Source organism: Candidatus Villigracilis sp., from assembly GCF_057083605.1.
The window spans coordinates 1-17,336 of sequence record NZ_JBXMTI010000086.1; the positions used below are offsets into that span (position 1 = coordinate 1).

18 protein-coding genes are annotated in these 17,336 nt (G+C 48.8%); 12 read left to right on the plus strand and 6 right to left on the minus strand.

Annotated features, from left to right (window positions below):
- The 4 genes from AC14M5_RS12895 to AC14M5_RS12910 form a co-directional block, all read right to left on the minus strand.
- A partial coding sequence (locus AC14M5_RS12895; protein WP_484030079.1) for a tetratricopeptide repeat protein occupies window positions 1–1,063 on the minus strand: 1,063 nt, incomplete at its 3' end.
- A gap of 27 nt (window positions 1,064–1,090) precedes the next feature.
- Window positions 1,091–3,019, minus strand: coding sequence for a CHAT domain-containing protein (locus AC14M5_RS12900; RefSeq protein WP_484030080.1), 1,929 nt, complete (start codon window positions 3,017–3,019; stop codon window positions 1,091–1,093).
- Window positions 3,020–3,168: 149 nt separating this feature from the next.
- A complete protein-coding gene (locus AC14M5_RS12905) occupies window positions 3,169–3,639 on the minus strand; it encodes a hypothetical protein (RefSeq protein WP_484030081.1) in 471 nt (156 codons plus the stop codon).
- On the minus strand, window positions 3,632–3,847 hold the full coding sequence (locus AC14M5_RS12910) for a hypothetical protein (protein WP_484030082.1): 216 nt from the start codon (window positions 3,845–3,847) through the stop codon (window positions 3,632–3,634). Before AC14M5_RS12910 ends, AC14M5_RS12905 begins: the two co-directional genes overlap by 8 nt.
- A 288-nt stretch (window positions 3,848–4,135) precedes the next feature.
- On the opposite strand from AC14M5_RS12910, the gene AC14M5_RS12915 reads away from it, so the two are divergent.
- Window positions 4,136–5,023, plus strand: a complete 888-nt coding sequence (locus tag AC14M5_RS12915; RefSeq protein ID WP_484030083.1) for a tyrosine-type recombinase/integrase — start codon at window positions 4,136–4,138, stop codon at window positions 5,021–5,023.
- Window positions 5,023–5,505 carry a hypothetical protein gene (locus tag AC14M5_RS12920; protein ID WP_484030084.1) on the plus strand — a complete coding sequence of 161 codons (483 nt, stop codon included), beginning with the start codon at window positions 5,023–5,025 and terminating at the stop codon, window positions 5,503–5,505. Before AC14M5_RS12915 ends, AC14M5_RS12920 begins: the two co-directional genes overlap by 1 nt.
- 65 nt (window positions 5,506–5,570) lie before the next feature.
- Here AC14M5_RS12920 and AC14M5_RS12925 read toward each other — a convergent pair whose 3' ends face one another.
- Window positions 5,571–6,326 (minus strand): hypothetical protein, encoded by a 756-nt coding sequence (locus AC14M5_RS12925; RefSeq protein WP_484030085.1) that lies wholly within the window; start codon window positions 6,324–6,326, stop codon window positions 5,571–5,573.
- A gap of 124 nt (window positions 6,327–6,450) precedes the next feature.
- Window positions 6,451–7,308, minus strand: a complete 858-nt coding sequence (locus AC14M5_RS12930) for an aminotransferase class IV (protein WP_484030086.1) — start codon at window positions 7,306–7,308, stop codon at window positions 6,451–6,453.
- A gap of 56 nt (window positions 7,309–7,364) precedes the next feature.
- On the opposite strand from AC14M5_RS12930, the gene AC14M5_RS12935 reads away from it, so the two are divergent.
- The 10 genes from AC14M5_RS12935 (at window position 7,365) to AC14M5_RS12980 (ending at window position 17,321) form a co-directional block, all read left to right on the plus strand.
- Window positions 7,365–9,785: a hypothetical protein gene (locus AC14M5_RS12935; protein WP_484030087.1), complete on the plus strand. Its 2,421-nt coding sequence runs from the start codon at window positions 7,365–7,367 to the stop codon at window positions 9,783–9,785.
- An 8-nt stretch (window positions 9,786–9,793) separates the two neighbouring features.
- Window positions 9,794–11,518 carry a serine/threonine protein kinase gene (locus AC14M5_RS12940; RefSeq protein ID WP_484030088.1) on the plus strand — a complete coding sequence of 575 codons (1,725 nt, stop codon included), beginning with the start codon at window positions 9,794–9,796 and terminating at the stop codon, window positions 11,516–11,518.
- A gap of 180 nt (window positions 11,519–11,698) precedes the next feature.
- Complete coding sequence (locus tag AC14M5_RS12945) at window positions 11,699–12,709, plus strand: hypothetical protein (protein WP_484030089.1); 1,011 nt, start codon at window positions 11,699–11,701, stop codon at window positions 12,707–12,709.
- A 19-nt stretch (window positions 12,710–12,728) separates the two neighbouring features.
- On the plus strand, window positions 12,729–13,145 hold the full coding sequence (locus AC14M5_RS12950; RefSeq protein WP_484030090.1) for an ATP-binding protein: 417 nt from the start codon (window positions 12,729–12,731) through the stop codon (window positions 13,143–13,145).
- A 44-nt stretch (window positions 13,146–13,189) separates the two neighbouring features.
- The gene (locus AC14M5_RS12955; RefSeq protein WP_484030091.1) at window positions 13,190–13,525 is read left to right on the plus strand and encodes an STAS domain-containing protein; all 336 of its coding nucleotides are present in this window, start codon (window positions 13,190–13,192) and stop codon (window positions 13,523–13,525) included.
- Window positions 13,526–13,530: 5 nt separating this feature from the next.
- A complete protein-coding gene (locus AC14M5_RS12960; protein WP_484030092.1) occupies window positions 13,531–14,373 on the plus strand; it encodes a patatin-like phospholipase family protein in 843 nt (280 codons plus the stop codon).
- A gap of 1 nt (window position 14,374) precedes the next feature.
- Window positions 14,375–15,208, plus strand: a complete 834-nt coding sequence (locus AC14M5_RS12965; RefSeq protein ID WP_484030093.1) for a patatin-like phospholipase family protein — start codon at window positions 14,375–14,377, stop codon at window positions 15,206–15,208.
- A 6-nt stretch (window positions 15,209–15,214) separates the two neighbouring features.
- Window positions 15,215–16,432 carry a PP2C family protein-serine/threonine phosphatase gene (locus tag AC14M5_RS12970; RefSeq protein ID WP_484030094.1) on the plus strand — a complete coding sequence of 406 codons (1,218 nt, stop codon included), beginning with the start codon at window positions 15,215–15,217 and terminating at the stop codon, window positions 16,430–16,432.
- Between the two features lie 123 nt (window positions 16,433–16,555).
- Window positions 16,556–17,083: a GNAT family N-acetyltransferase gene (locus tag AC14M5_RS12975; protein WP_484030095.1), complete on the plus strand. Its 528-nt coding sequence runs from the start codon at window positions 16,556–16,558 to the stop codon at window positions 17,081–17,083.
- Entirely contained in the window at window positions 17,073–17,321 is a 249-nt protein-coding gene (locus AC14M5_RS12980) for a hypothetical protein (RefSeq protein WP_484030096.1), read from the plus strand. The genes AC14M5_RS12975 and AC14M5_RS12980 overlap by 11 nt, the downstream gene beginning before the upstream one ends.
- Window positions 17,322–17,336 lie beyond the last annotated feature (15 nt).

Consider the following 17,336-nt stretch of genomic DNA (forward strand, 5'->3'; position numbering starts at 1 on the left):
TGCACGTTTCGACTGAGCCCTTACGCAGCGTTCCCGGATACGCGTTCCCGTTCACTGAACAAACATAGCGTACCCAAAAACGTGCCCGATTGCAATCCGTCGATCGCTCTTTCATGCTAACACCTGACAATGTGAACGATTTCCCATAAATATCACCCGCCTCTTCCTTGATTTCAAGTGATTGCTGGTAGAACTTTAAGGCATCTTCTAGTTTGCTGCGTCTTTGAAAATTGTCTGCAATATTATGTAATACAACAGATTTATCCAAAAGATTGCCCGATTCTTTTGTGGTTGCTAGTGCTTGTTGATGGTACTTCATGGCTTCATCTAGATCGCCGCGTAAAGTGTGGATATTTGCTATGTCATTCAGTGTGGCTGCCTTACCCTGCAGATTGTGTAATTGGTTATGAATTTCAAGTGATTGTTGATAGAGACTTAATGCATTTTCCAGATCGCCATGTATTCTGTGTATGTTAGCCATTTCATGTAACACACCCGACCTACCTTTTGGAATATCTACTTCATCAGAGAGTTTAAGCATCTGTTGGTACAACTGCATTGCACCTTCCAAATCACCGCGTATCACATAGATGTCAGCCAAGGCAAACAATGTGTTGGATTTCCCTTTCAGATCGCCTAAGTCCTCACATATTTCCAGCAATTTTTGATACAACCACATTGCTCCATCCAAATCACCAAAATGCTTCTGGATAAAAGCAGTATTGTACATTAGATCGGTAGTTTCCTCGTCAACCTTATACATACATGCTTTTAACATATCGGGAATAGAATAACGGACAACAGCAGATAGCAAAGAATCGGAGTAGATTCCCCTATGTTCGGTAACAGGAGAAGCGCGACTTGCCAGTTCACACATTGCACGCCAATGCATTTCTTGTGTAATTGGCAACTCCTCCGTCGCTAAGTATGTCGCGGCGAATTGAATCAGGGCTGGATGAAGTCTAAAAACATAAAGGTTTTCATCTGTTAATGGCAAAGCTAACCGCTCTAATAAACCACGTTCCCAAAGCGTATGCAATGTACTATTTGCCCGTATGAGCATGGCGTTATTTTCTTCTTCGTTCTCGTGTCACTTATTTTCCACCACAGGTGCGACGGTAAAATCTACAAAGAATGCAGTAAAAATACTCAACCTCGCAAACGCAGTTTGTAACCTTTTACCATCTTCATTCTTCGGCAAATTGTCCATCGAGAAAGCAAAACACGCGCCCAAACTTTCATGGCGTTGTTGTTCGCTCCACTGGTCGCTGGCTTTGGGTAAGAAGGTTTGTAGTTTTTCGATGAATTGTTCCAGTGTTAAACCCGCCTGCTCTTCAAAGATCGGCGCGAGCAGGCGCAGGGCAAGCGGGTGTCCGCCTACTGCCGCGCTGAGTCTTTCCAAGCCTGCTTCGTTCAAGGCATCCTTGCGCGTGCTGACGTTTTCATAAAACAACGCGCCGCCCATCGCGTCTTCCAAGCCGTAAGTTTCTTCGATGTGCTCGCCAGGTAGGTTGGTCTTCTCGCGGCTGGTGACGCACAAGGTCACGCCTTCGGCAGGCAAACTCTTGAAGAAGGCGTATAAACTTTTTGCAGTTCCTTTTGTGGCGCCATCGTTCAGGGCATGGTTGAGCGTTTCAAAGTTATCCAATCCCAACAACGTACGCTTACTCGTCAACGCGTTCCGCACCAGCGCTTCGCGTTCCTTCGTGTCATTGGCGCAGGGCGAAGGCAAACCTAAAAAGCGTTCGATCCGTCCCAGCACGCTTTCCAGCGAGGGCAGTGGATCCAGCCCGATGGCGAGAGTCAACTCAAAGGACGGGGCGAAGCGCAGGAGCGCCTGCCAGAGCAGGGCGGTCTTGCCGATCCCGCCTGCGCCGTGCAGGGTCACCGTCAGCGGTTTCTTATCTTCGAGCAGGCGCGTGCCAATGCGCATCAACTCGCGCTGGCGTCCGATCAATCCGCTGGCAGGGGAGGGCAGGTCGCTCACATCGGCGGGACGGAACAGGCTCACGGTCTGCGCGCCCGAACTGTGCCAAACCAATTTTCCCACTTCATCGGGGTGCGCCGCGTACAGCGCGATCATGCCGACGAAAAATTCGTTCTCGCGCTTCACCGCGCGCCGCGCCTGCCGCGCCGCCTCGGGGACGGCGTGTCCGTGCGCGAGATAGTTGTAGAACTGTCCGCTGATGTTCGGCGCAAACGGATCGGGGAGATTGAACTGCATCCCCAACGCAAACGGGACTCCCGCCTTCGCCAATTCCCGCGCCAGATTGGAAAACTCGGTTCGTTCTGGGACTGCGGACTGGCACGCGCTCAAGAAGCCGATCCACGCCTTATCTTTGATCTCTCTCACGAACTCCCGCGCCTCCAGCGGATTCGACGCCCCGTTCTCGCGCTCGAATAACAGGATCGCTCCATTCTTCGTTGCCGCGCCGTGACCTGAGAAATGCGCGATCGTCCCATTTTGGAATCTCGCCATCACGCTTTGCACAGCTTCGGGCGTCGCGGGTCTCAACTCGATCATGTCGAACGGCGCATTGCTTTTCTCGATCAGACTTTTCATCTCCCGCCATTCGCCTTCCACATCCAACGCGCGCATCGGCTCGCCGCTCAAATCCACCAGCGGGTTGGCAGGGATGAACAACAACGGCACACGCTCCACTTCATTTTTCTTCTCTGGCAACGCGCGCACGAAGGCACAATCCTCCACTACATATTCTTCTTTGGCTTTGTTGTACCCGTACTCCCACGCCACACCGTCTAACTCTGACGATTCCAACACTAGCACGATCGTCCGCTCGGATTGTTTGGAGAGCCCATCGAACTCCGCCCGAGCTGGCGAATCATCCCTGAATAACGCGTTGAACAACTTCTCGCCGTGAATGCGCGGGTTATCGAAAAAGTCCTTCCATTCTTTCTCTGATTGACTCAAATCAAACAAGGAAAATTGGTGGCTTTCTTTTCCATTAACGCGCACGCTGACTTGATGGTCGGTGAGGGTGAGGTGGAGGGTGAGCATGAGTTTTATCCCAATTCGGTGGTTGAGTAGCCCCGTGCTCGTCGGGGCGTATCGAAACCACCAGTAAATGAAAAGTACTCCATTGCGTGGTGGTTTCGATACGCCTTTCGCAAGAGCGGCTCAAGGCTACTCAACACCACCAGGATGCGTCAAATTCTAAAAATCAAAATATCCAACGCCGCAAAGAGCATTAGCAAGATCCCCAGGCCGAAGGCCCATGCTGCGGTATTGAGTGCACTGCGTTTTGTCTCAAGCATTTGCTGTAGAATGTTCCGCTTCTCGGTCAGGTTCGCACGCGAATATGCATATCGTTTTGGGGATACTGCACGCAAGGCATAAAATAACGCGGCAAAGAAAGCAAGCAGGGCGCCTGCGCCAATCCATTTGACCTCGACGAATCCCAAATAGCTTGGCACATCCTTGAAGGCCAATAATCCAAAGAAAGCGCCAAGTAATGTTGTGGAAAGCGTGATGATTTGCCTCGCCGCATCTTCGAGTGTTTTCAATGAGCCGGCTTCCATCTCGTCGAATAATTTATCCAGCCGCTCATCCTCTGGCGACAGGGGAGTGGCTTCTACAAAGATTTCATCGTCCTTGTTTTGTTTGCCTTTTCTAGCCATCGTTTCCCCCAGTCACTTTGAATTTGAATCTTTGCCCGCACGTTTCGCAGGTCACTTCAAATTCCTCCGTCTTTACATCCATTGCGCTTTCGCGGTAGATCATTATCTTGTCCAGTGTGGAGCCCTTCTTCTTTAACTCCGCAAGGTCATATCGATTCGTGTGTTGACATTTCATATTCGTACATTTCGTATTCACAAACGGCGGCATATCATCCTCCTGAAAATTACTCCCGCTGAAAGACCATCATTGCGCCTATTGTACATCCTAGGAGTGGGATATGGAATGGGGTAGGGGAGATGAAAAGATTGCAGCGGAAGAAGCAAGAATTATACAGACGTATTCTCAACTCATCTTTTTGCATTATATTTTCCAGTATCAACCTACAACTTTCAACTAGTGAAGAAATGTTGGCAGGGGAGAGGGCTGACCGACTCCCAAACTTTGCCCTTGACTTTCTCTTTATCATTCGATATAATTTACAGTACATGGAATGATATGAAAACTGAAATAAACCACTTTCTGGACACCTTTGACCGTTCTCCCAAGACTATCTTCGCATATCGAAACGCTCTGGCGCAGTTCACGCGCGTGGTTGGCGAAGACGCTGAGTTGAATACAGAGACGTACATCAAGTTCCTAACTTCGCTCAAATCAAAGTCCCCTTCCACACAACGAGTTTACAGGACGGCAGTGCGAAAATTCTACACATTTTGCAAGGCTGGCAATCCTGCTGAGTTGGAGGAAGCCGATGAACATTACACCCGCAGGCCCGGCAAACGTATTGTTAATTTCAACCGCGAGGCTGTGGAGAAAGTTATCGAGCATTGCACCTCATTGAGCGGCGATCTTGAATCTCTGCGTGACCGTGCATTTGTATTGACTCTGGTGGATACAGGCTTACGGATATCAGAAGCCTGCGCGCTCAAACGTAGTGACATCGATTGGATGGAAGCACGAGCTATTATCATTGGCAAAGGTGATAAACAAGCTGTAATTCGGTTCTCGAACCGTTCCATCGAATCTTTGAAGGCTTACCTACACGCACGTTCAGTTGTTGATCCGAATTCTCGCACTCCGCTTGGCTCGCAACCGCTTTTTGCCCGGCATGATATTCGCGCCAGCAAAAAGGTCCGCCCTATTACAGCTGGAGGTATGTGGAAAGCCATCAAGGCACGCATTGAAGATGCTGGAGTGGAACGAAGTTCTGTTCGGATACATGACTTCCGCCATTATTTTGTCACAATGACATACCTGGCTAAGGGAGATCTAAAACTTTCTCAGGAACTTGCCCGCCACGAAAGTATCACCACGACAAATCGTTATGCTCACTTCGGTAGCGAAACCGATCAAGCATATGATGAAATCTTCAACAAGAGGTCATGATGATCGAAATAACTTTCAGAGAATTCTATGAATACAAATATCATGAAGATGGTTTTCGTGGGCTCTATGTTATGAAGAATGGTCTCGATGAAGTGCTTTATGTCGGTGTATCCAACCAAAACATTTGGAATCGATGGTTTGGCTGGAATGGTCACGTCATGGGAGATCATAGATTCATGATTGGGCAAAGTGAAGTCGGTCAAAAAGTCGTAGATCAATTGCCAGCTTCTTGGCACTGGAAAATCCAATTATGGACACTTGATGATTGTCTTGCACTTTGCGCGGATGAACTGAATCCAGACGGAAGATATGACATCAAATATCTTGAACCATTCGTGATTCAAAAACTTCGCCCTAGTTTGAATGTGATTTACAACCTAAACCCCAGCGTCGACAGTACGTCGAAAAGTGAAAAAGAGAAACAGCGAGAAGCAATATTGGATGAAGTCTACCGGGATGTCTTTGATAAGAAAAAGAAATAGCTTCCTCCCCACTGAAACAAAAGAGACTGTCAATTCAAAAGTGACAGCCTCTTCCATCCACATATTTACTTTATCGCCTGCGGTTCACCGAAAATAAAATTATCCATCACGGCTACATCCACATCCCCTTCCCCATCGTTGGGGCCCAGTGCGCCTGTACCGTATTTAACTTCCACGCGGTAGACGATGGCTTCATCAAACGCAACGCCGAGGAATGATAGTCCATTATCAGCGATTGGCGTTTCAAAACTTCCCAGCGAATTACCGTCTACATCAAAATATTCAAACGCAGTATGAGTTGTGTCTACGTCAGTGTAAACTGCGCCAAAGCCGCGGATGGTTGCGGGAATATTAGTGCCGGGCACGAAGAAGGTCATTACGACCAAATTGCTTCCAAGCGGCGAGAACAAACGCTCCTCGCTGAATGCCTTGAAGATATCTACATATTGCGGATTGATATTTCCAAAGCGAGGCAATGTGCCAGTAGGGTTATCGCTGTCGGCACTGACCATCATTCCCTCGCCGGGCGTATTCAAAACGATTCCACGAGCGCGAGGCGCTTCAGGGCCGTTGAAAAAATCGGGGACATAGAAAGCGGGCGCTGAGAGCTCATCCGACAGGCCATCCCAATTGATCTCACGATAACCATCAGGGCCTTTCGTGCCAGGGCTGTCGCCATTGTTTGCACCCAATAATGCGCGATATTGTTCCACTGCACTGGTAATATCGCCTGTGCCTGTTATAACCTGCGGTTCAGATGAACCACCACACGAAGATATTAAAAGGGTTGTAATCAAAACAATAAAAATTCTTCTGTACATGGTATTTGATCTCCTCATCATAGTGCTTTAACATAAATGTTTGAATATATTATACGTATCCAACAAAATTTCGCCACTAACTTTGGTAGGGCAAATTTGATGACTTTGGTGAGGAAGAAACCGACTATTTCACGATCTTCTCGCTTCTCTGCTCGACATATACCTGGTACGCCCGCAAAAGAGTTTTTGTCCACGCCCCCACCCTCCCCTGCCCCACTGGCTTGTTGTCAATAGAAATGATCGGCACCACACCCCGCGAACTGGATGTGAGAAAGGCTTCTTCAAATTTTTCATCTAAACGCGGAGCACGATATTCAATCGACATCCCCTGCCCTTTTGCAATGCTCAATACCGCCTTGCGCGTTACGCCTGCCAGAATCCCACGATTTGCGGTGACGAGTTTTACGTTGTTCACAGCGACGGGATAAGAGAAGGCATAAAAGTTGGATGTCATACCTTCCAATATCTTTCCGCTTTTCGTCAATAAAACTTCAAATATATCTTTGCTCAACAGCTTTCGCTGGCCTGTGCTTTCAGAGATAAAGCCTGTGTCTTTGATGCGCGGATCATGCCTGGCAATCACGGAGGTGATCACATGCACGCCGTTTGCATAAACTGTCTCAGGTAATGGCGTGAACTTCTGCGCGCAAACGAAAATTTCAGCAGAGTCTTTGGTTAAAATTAAACGCACCCGTGATTCACCTGGTAAATTCAGTTTTACAATTTGTGCGATCCGCTCTCGTAATATTTTTTCATCAACGGATGGGTGCAGTTTCATTTCTTTTGCGGGGATGTATAACCTATCCAAATGCGCTTGCAGATCAAGGACTCTCGTCCCATGTGCGAGGGTGCTAAAGGTTGTGTAAAAGCCCTGGGGCAACGAAGCAGTTACCAGGTCCAGGGTTGAGGCGTTTGTCTTAATTGGAATATTTTCATGCGGCGTAATTTGAAACGCAGAAATCGTCATATCATCATTATACATACACGTCCACATTTAACAAAAATACTACATGATGACATATAATCACCCACTATCATATGGCCAATAAAAAGCCCAGTTACCAGCAAGCTTCACAACTCACAGCCAAAGACCTGCGGACGGTGGCAAAGACTATTTCTGTGCAGCAGTTGGCGCGCCTTTCGCTGCCCGAAGTGGAAGCGGTTGTGGATTTGATCTCAAAGATCGTGCCGGCGGGCAATGTGCCAGGCATGATCCTAAGTGGGCTATCCCGATTGCCTGGCCGGCGTATTCCCATTCAAAAGATGCAGCAGGATGTGAACGCCCTGTTCAGCGGTGTGGAACAAATCCTTGACCAGGCCATGTATGGTGCGTTTTTTGCAGGACCCGCCGCTATTATTTGGGGATATCAAAACCTGCTCAAGCTGGCAGGCAAAGACCTGGAAGCTGCCTTCCCTGAAGGTGCATGGCAATTTTATGCGGGCTATGCCTTGCGTGAAGATACAGCCCGCCATACCAATGAGACACATGGTTTCGATACACTCCTGCGACAGCATGATATTCACCTGAGCGCGGTAGACCGCCTGACTGCGTGGTTTATGGCGGCTGTGACTTGTTTGCATCAGTACGACGCCTTGCTTGAAAATGAATGGCGGGAACGGGTTTCGATCTCGCTGTTGGAGGGTGCGCTCCATGAAAATGTACGGAGCAAACAAATCTATCGTAAATGGGAGTTGACTCGGCCCTATCGCCGCGAAGAGGATGCAGCCAAGTATGATTACCCAAGTTATCGCCGTTTGAAGTTGGAACAGTTTCTAAAAGAAAAACTACAAAGTCTGACTCCATCCATGCGCGAAGCCTGGGAAGCTAAACTTAAAACAGCCGCACAAAAGGATCTCGGTGCGTATCAACGCCAAATGTCCATTCTCGCATATTTGGAGCCTGGGCTATATGGTGAAACGAGAGTTCCCTTCAACCTGGCAGAGGCACAAATCGGAATTATTTTTCAGAACAGTTATTATCTCCTGCCGGTCTGTGAACAAGGCTCAAATAGGCCTCTGGATGTAATGAACGCTCGTGCGCAGATCGCTGCATTGCTGGCTTCTCCATCTTCGTCGCCCGCGCAGTTGTCTTCCCTGGCGAAAGTGAAACGTTCATCCTTACCAGGCTTGCGGACAAAGCTAGGCCCCATGCTGGTCAACAACATGGATAACCTGCGTTTTGCGCCCATCCTTATTTCTGCGGATGCACGGTCACGCTCCTTGCCTCTCTCTGAGCTGCGTCAGACCGAACGCGGAATAGGCTCTCATGCCCTGACAATATTTGATACCGGCGAAAGCATGGTCTTTGATCAGTCTCATATCTTTTTTGATGGCGCCTGGGGAACTGCCTTATCCGAGATCATGACCAACGAGGCGCTTTCCTGGGCGCGCTATCTCAGCCTGCTCCCCTCCCCCACAGCAGCGGGGATGTGCATCTACACTTCGCTTGCGCTTCAATTACAGCCAGAAGAACTTGAGCTTGTTCAACAGGCTCCTCACATTTCACCGGAAGCCGGCGCAGAGACAGACCGTGTGGATATTAAGGCTTGTCTCTCCCTGCGGAAACAACTGAAGCAAAGGAATGATCAAATCCAGTTGACCGTCAACGATCTGCTGGTTCTGTATCGTGCCATCCACGCGGCTACTTATAGGCCATCGGACAAATTGCTGGCCGAGATCAACCAATTAGCTGATATGAAACCCAAGATCGCAGCCACCCTGCGTCAGTTGGTGGAAGAGGCGAGCCGCACCAACCCTGCGATTCTGATTCCGATGGATGCCAGCCTCAAGGTCCCGTACGAACGGATTTATCCGCTTAATGTGGAAGTGCCGCTTGTGGAATTAAATCTGCTTGGCTTGCATTCACAAACGCTCAAGATGTTGGATGCCTATGAGGCATCTACCGAAGATCGCGCTGCCATGTATGCCAGCTTTGACCATTTGCAAAGGTTATATCTGGCCTCTCTGGCTGGTTTTGGCGCCCTCCTGGCACGCGCAAAAGATATTGCCATTCAAGGCCAAAGCGCCAGCGTGGGCGCGATAAAATTGCTGGCGCATCTCCCCCTCCCGTTACAGAGGCTATTGGATAAAATTCCTGAACGATTTGAGTTATTGAATAACCTGCTCAAGGGCCGTGAAGTCTTTTCAAATGCTGGCGCGGTTTCGCCAGCCAGCACGTTGACCCGCTTCATGACAGCCAAGGACGATAACGCCCAAAAGCAGCTTGCCTGGGGCGTAATGACGGATGCGAATGCCATCATGCGCATTCACTTGCGTGACTTTCGCCCTCACGTGGCCGTGCTGCTTTCAATTAGCAGAATAGACCTGGCCAACCTGATCACCCAGGATTATTTGAATGCATATGCCGAAGGATTCAATAATTATATTCGCGATCTTTCCCGTATTTCAAGTGCAAATAGAATGACCATGCCCACATCCAAGACCAGAAAGCGCAGCTAAAACAATAGATGAAAGATCCATTGATCGGACAGCAATTTGCGAACTATCGCATCGAACGACTCCTTGGGCAGGGTGGCATGGCTACGGTTTATTTTGGGCAGGATGTTAAACTACAGCGCCCCGTGGCTATAAAATTTATAGACAGGCGCTATAAAAATAATCCTGTTTATGCCAGCCGCTTTGTCAATGAAGCGCGCATGATGGCAAACTGGCGCCATGAAAATATCATCCAAATTTATTACGCCGACGACGCACAGGGTTATTCCTACTACGCAATGGAGTATGTGGATGGAGAAGACCTCGACAAGGTCATGTCGCTTTACGAGGAGGATGGCGAGCTAATGCCGATGACTGATGTACTGCGCATCGGCAATGCCGTTGCCGGCGCATTGGATTATGCACATCAGCAGGGCGTTATCCACCGTGATATCAAACCTTCCAATATTTTGATCGCAAAAGATGGGCGCGTGATGCTTGGAGATTTTGGTCTCGCGCTGGATGTACGTGATGGCTCGATGGGAAGCATTTTCGGTACACCTCATTACATTTCGCCCGAGCAGGCCCGCCGTTCGGCTGACGCGGTTCCGCAATCTGATCTGTATTCGCTTGGCATTATCCTATATGAAATCCTGACGGGCTCGGTTCCATTCAACGACCCGTCACCTGCCAGCATTGCATTGCAGCATATCTCTGAGCCGCCGCCATCGCCTCGCACCTTCAACCCGGAGATCAGCCCTGCAGTTGAAACTGTCATTCTCAAAGCTCTGGATAAAGACCCGAAGAATCGTTATCAATCGGGCGCAAAATTAATGTCTGCGCTTGAGGAGGCAGTAAACCCAAAAGGCGCTTCGAAAAAGATGTCGTTGCCGCCGCTTCCAGTTGGCGTGCCAACCATCCATAGAAGCGACAAATCCCTGGAGCAGATCAGCAAACGTGCTGCGCCGAAAGCCAACGCAGTTGATATAGATCGGCCTGCCATTGTGAAAGCCGGCACTCAGCCTCGCAGGAAAAATGTTGGGTACATAATTCTGGCATTATTCTTTTTTGGGATTGGAGGCTGGTACTTCACGAAGAACGGATTCTTGCCGACCACCTTTTTGCCCGCCCAAACATTTACATCCCCGCCTCTCACTTCGACTGCTGTGCCTGCTCTGCCAACCCAAACATTGACCGTACTCTCGGCCACTTTAACCTCTGTGCCTGCAACAGCAACTCTGGAATCATTTACGCCCACCCCTAAACCATTACCTATATCAACACAAGTGCAAGCGGGAGCATCCACCGCGCTGCCGATTGGCCCGGTTCCCACCATCAAATATCCTGACGGCTATCACTTCACTCTATATTGGAACGAGACAAGTTTCTACATGCTGAACAGTTCAAAAGTGCGGCGCACACTTTCAGCATTCTCCTTTGAACGCCTCGATGGAGATGGCCTGCCAATGGACATCTTCGTAGGCTATCACTGGGAAACAAAAAGGATCGATTATCTTCCATCCAAGTTATGTGTTGGCATCACACTCTATGAAGACCAAGACCCTCCATACCTAAACCCGCCAGAGTGCGCTTCCGGGTATTTGAGTACCTACCAGCCTCTCAAAGAGAATGCCTCGGGCATGGTGTTTTGGAATGAAAGGGAGGGCTCCACACAATTCCGCGTATTATGGCTGGGTGAGGAAATAGTACGCTGCGAGATCAGCGCTGGCACTTGTGATATTTATCTCCCGCAATAAGACAATGTGATAAGTGTAGGTCGGATTGGCAATCCGACTTACGGACGCCCCATATAAAGAGCTTCTATTTTTAAGACCAAATAGGAAGCAGACAGACACTAATGCTTAATGTAAGCTGCTACCTTGAAATAAAGAGAAACGTGTCACCCTCCCGAAGAGTCTGCGTTCGCGGTGTCAGAGATGCTCACCGCACTGGCGTACGGCGCAAGTGTCAGGGCACACCGCCCTACGTTCGGTGCAGGGAAGAGCGCACCGAAGCATGACACAACAATGATGGGCGAGAGCGAAAGGAAAGAAGGCTTCATGCAGATATTTTTCAGGCGCAAAAGACAAGTCGAACCCGTAGTCCCCAACCTTGGCAGTATTACCTTATCCCTGCTCGAAGGCGACCCATCCATCCCTTTTACCATCAAGCAGGTCAATGACCTTCCTGAAAATATCAAAAGGCGTGTATACCGTAATTTGGTTCCCCCTGCCCTGCTCACCCGCTTTAACATCAATCCAATTACCTGGCTGGGTACAGGAAAAGTGCCGCTTGTATTCTTAAATGCTGTTGCAGGCACGGAAAAAGTATTTATATCCGCCAGGATTTCCCCCTCCCCATCAGATGAATTCTTTGCCCTCGAACTTGCCGATAATATGCTGAACGGCATCGAGTTAAATCTTCTTTTGCTGAATGACCCAGCTTCCGCCCGCTTTGGAACGGATATAGACGAACAAGGTAACCCAACCATGTTTGGTACTTTGAAGCGGAATTTAAACGAAGAAATGCGTGCAAAGGAAGCAGGTTTGGCTCCTGCGCAGGTTAGGAATAGTCTCTCGGCCTCCAGGCTTGTTTTAGATCAGGTGGATGCCTTTCTCGCCACCATGGGACATCAGGCTTATTTTCTCGAGCCCTTATCCTACGCATCAGCCTGGGTATTTGAAAAGCGCGGATTTGCCTATGTGCGCGGGCATAAATTGATGGATGATATCAACCGGGAGTTTCAAGTGGGCGGGCAATTACATACAGCGCTGAATAACTCTTCGCCATTCCGGCAGCGGGACCAATGGAATACGGTACGCGGACGCGCATGGGCGATCCATGACGGCATTCTTGAAGTATTGAATACGAACTGGGATAAATTGCGCATGGTAAAACAAGTAGGCAAACTGGCCGGGGTGGAAACATTCCCTAATTCAACATACTAGCGGCGCACAGGAGCATATTGTGACACAATCTCATCAAATCACGCTTTCTGCTGAACTTGAATCACTACCAACCTTCCGCAACCTCGTCAAAACAGCCTGCCAAAATGTGGAGGGGCTCAGCGAACAGACCATGTACGACATTCAACTCGCTGTAGATGAGGTTTGCACGAACATCATTACCCATGGTTATGAAGGGATGGACCCGGGTTCAATCATCCTGGGCGTGGAAGTGGAGTCAGATCGCGTGGTGGTCTCCATTACCGATTTTGGTCATCCTTTTGAACCTGCCGAGCCGCCTGCGCCGGACCTGGCTGCGGAACTGGATGATCGAGAATCTGGCGGGCTTGGTCTATTCTTTGTATTTATGTCAGTTGATGATATAAACTATGAAAGTTCCGAAACTGGCAATATCACCAGGCTTATAAAAAAATATTAATCAAGCTAGGCTTAAAGACAAACAACTAAACGAGGAGAAGAGATATGGAAATCACTATCACAACAGGGGCGATTGACCTGATCGCCATAGACGGCACCATAGATGCTTTAACATCACCCCAATTGATCACTATGATCAATGCGCACATTCATGATGGACATCCCAATGTCATCGCTGATTTTAGTAAGGTTGAATTTATGAGCAGCGCTGGCCTGCGTGCCATACTCGCCAGTGTTAAGGAAGCGCGTGCGGCCGGCGGAGACTTTCGCCTGGCTTCGCCTCAGCCTGGAATAGATAAGGTGTTAAAAATGGCTGGCTTTCACAATATCGTTAAAGTATTCGCAACCGTGGATGAAGCCATCGCAAGTTTTGAAGGCTAAAAGGCATGACTAAAAAACCGCGCCTCGCTCTGGTGGTTGGTTCGGGCTCTGTCAAATGCGCTGCCGCTTTGGGTCTGTGGAAAGTTTTGGGCCGTGAGGGCATTCCGATTGACATGTTGGTTGGGTGCAGCGGCGGAAGTCTTTATGCCTCCACCATGGCGCTTGGGTTTTCACTGGATGAATGTGTTCAGTACACAAAAACGCTGTGGAATGAAAAAGTTACCGTACAGAAAAACTGGCCCGCCTTGTTAAGCGTAATATTTCCAAAATTATTCAAGTTTGGTCCCAGTTTTGGCATGGTGTCTGATAAACAGATGCTGGCAAACCTGAATCAGGTCTTTGGGAACAAGACATTTGCGGATGCAAAAATTCCGCTAACAATCATGACCACGGATTTTTATACAGGTGAACAGGCCCCGCTTACCGAAGGCAGGGTCGTGGATGCCATCCGCGCAAGTATTGCTATTCCATTTATCTGGTCGGCTTATCGAGTCGGTGAGCGGACATTGATCGATGGTGCCGCATCCAACCCCATGCCTGTGGATGTAGCCATCAAGGAGGGTGCTGATGTGATCCTGGCCATGGGTTTTCAAGCGCCCCTGCCAAGCAAGGTGAAGTCCATCAGCCGTTATGCGTTTCATATTAATGGGCTGATGACAAATAATCTTTATCAATCGAATTTTGCTTTTCATAACGCCGTGCATCATTCCGAGATCATTCCCATCTTCCCAGAGTTTGAACGCCCGATCCGCCTCTTTGATACAGACCAGATCCCCTATGTGATCGAGCAAGGCGAGAAGGCTGCAGAACAGCAGATCCCCTACATACGAAAGTTGTTAAATATATAAAATGAAGAAACGTCTCTCGATCGTGATCGGATCTGGCGGCATTTTGTGTGCCGCATCGCTTGGGCTGATCAAGGCGTTGCGGCGTGAAGGCTTTGAGCCGACACTGGCTGTTGGGTGCAGTGGCGGTAGTTTGTATGCCAGCCTAATTGCTTTAGGCATGGATACGGATACTGCCCTTTCGATGACCACTGAGCTGTATAAGAACGACATCGTGGAGGGTTACACTTCAAATCTGCGCGCTGCCATGAGCGGTGAAACACGCTTCACTGAATCCAGTGGGCTGGTGGACGACAAGGTGATGCTGGAGCGTTTGCAGGCTGCCTTCGGTGAGAAAACATTCACAGATACGATCATGCCCCTTTATATAGTAGCAACTGAGTTTTACAGCGGCGAAGCGGTTGTTATTTCATCGGGAAGCCTTGTGGAAGCGACTCGCGCCAGTTCCGCCATCCCACTGGTCTTCCCGCCCGTCAAATTAGGTGACAAATTGCTGGTGGATGGCGCGGTCAGCAATCCTCTGCCGATTGATGTGGCCATCAAGGAAGGCAGTGACGTGATCGTTGCCGTGGGTTTTGAACTGCCCATGCGCAAGCGCATGAACTCATATACCGCTGTGACTGCACACTTGAACGCCTTGTACATGAACAATATATTGAAATCCAGTTTTGCTTTTTATAACGCCGCCTCCCATGCCGAGATCATTCCAGTTCTGCCCGTCTTCGAACGCCAGATTGGCGGCTTTGACCACCATCAATTACCTTATATTATCGAACAGGGCGAAAAGGCAGCCGAAGAGCAAATTCCTTATATTCGACGGCTTTTAATGGAAGACTAGAAACACATGCAACCATCGACCTCTTCGTTTGGAATTCTTAATAGCCTTGATTGCGCTTATTTTGAAGTGGACTTCAAGGGTGTTTTAATAAATGCCAATCAGGCTTTTCTTGATAAAGCTCAGCTATCGCTTGAGGAATTCATCGGCAGGCATTACAGGCACATGGTCGATCCGCGTCAGGTGGCCGATCTGTATAGCACATTTAATATCATATACAAAACCAGGGAACTGCGACGTGTTCTTTTTAATTTTGTCCAACACAAGAGCGGTGGCTACCGTACTGCAGAGGGCGTGATTGGCCCTATGTTGACCCCGGCTGGGGAAATTATCGGCTTTCGAGGCATCCTCTTCGATGTGACAGAACGCATTAAGGATGAGATGGAATTGCTTGCTGCCAAACAAGCTGCTGAAAATGAATTGGCAATTGGGCGGAAGATCCAGCATAGCTTTTTACCAGACAATATTTCACAAGTTGAAGGCTGGCAGCTTGATGTGCGCTTTCACTCGGCGCGTGAAGTTGCCGGTGACTTCTATGATGTATTCCCGGTCTCAAGCGGAAAACGCTTGGGCTTCGTAGTTGCGGATGTATGTGATAAGGGGATCGGGGCGGCCATGTACATGGCGATTTTCAGGACATTGATACGGGCCTTTGCAAATATAAATGTATCTACGAATCTCGCAACAATGGATGATAAACCGGCCGAGCTGACCGATAGCGTGATTTTTCGCAGGCAGAGAGTGCTGGCCGTGGGCGCCCAGCCACTGATGAATGCCATTCAAATGACGAATCAGTATATCGTCCGCAACCATGGCAGTTCCAATATGTTTGCAACCATGTTCTTTGGCGTTCTTAATCCGCAGGATGGTAAATTACTTTACATCAACGCCGGCCACGAGCCTCCAATTATTGTTTCCAATGGCAGCATCTTAAAGCGCCTCGAGCCGACTGGCCCTGCTGTAGGTTTGATGGAAGACCTGACCTTTGAGATCGGCGAGATAGAGCTAAAGGCTGGTGATTTCCTTTTTGCATATACAGACGGGGTTACTGACGCGCGTGATATGAACAACCAGTCGTTTTCAGAAGAGTGCTTAATTGCAGAGATCAATAAAAACATAGACAGGCCCGAAGCCATCTTAAGGGGCATCATGTCGTCACTACATGACCATATCTCGGAGCAGGATCAATATGATGACCTGACTTTATTGGGGCTATACAGAAAGTAAGAAAGCCCTCACCTCGTGCGCGGGCGAGGGCAAAATTACAGCTTCATTAGCTGACGGGCGTATAATGTGGATATATGGATATAGGGTGTTGGGCCGCCGATGACAATTTTGGATTTGACAAGTATGTCTAAAGTAGTTGTAGATCTTAGACCAGTTCTTGAAACTGATATACCTGTGCTTGAAAAGCGTTTCCTTCAAGGCGGCGTGTCAAAACACACAGAGCGTTATGCGCACCAGCAAAAAGGTGAAGTGGTCTATCTCGTCGCTTCTTATGAAGGACAACCCGTAGGTCATGCCCTTCTCAAATGGCATGGCTCACAGGACGAACCCGTCGCGAACCACTTAGAATTTGCTTGCCCAGACATTGAAGATGTATTTGTGATTGCAGAGCTTCGTTCACAGGGCATCTGCAGCCAATTATTAGATTTCGCCGAACAACTGGCTGTCGATCATGGTTATGCCCATATTGGTCTGAGCGTAGCAGAAACCAATGAATCAGCTCGTCGTCTGTACGAGCGTCGTGGTTACAAAGATGCGCCTTTTGGAGAATATATCGAACAGGGTGAATCTATCGATTCACAAGGTCAATCCCGAAGATGGAAGGAAATCTGCATTTATCTAATAAAGGATTTAAGGGCAAATGACATCTGAAATCAAGAGCGGCCCAATACAGCGTGCAGCGTGCATCCGACGGGTGGGAGTCGCCGCGTTTTTCAGGCAGTTCGCGTGGCTTGAGGCTGGTTCCGTCAAATTGGTGTTGCCTCGTCCCGCCCACCAGCGGGTAACGCAAACCGTTGAAACTGTCGAAAAAGTGAGAGAGAATCTAGGGCAAAGCCAGGGGGTTGTATCAGGCAGAGGAACCGATGGCAAAATTCAAACCGCTCAATGAAAATCAATTGGTCAT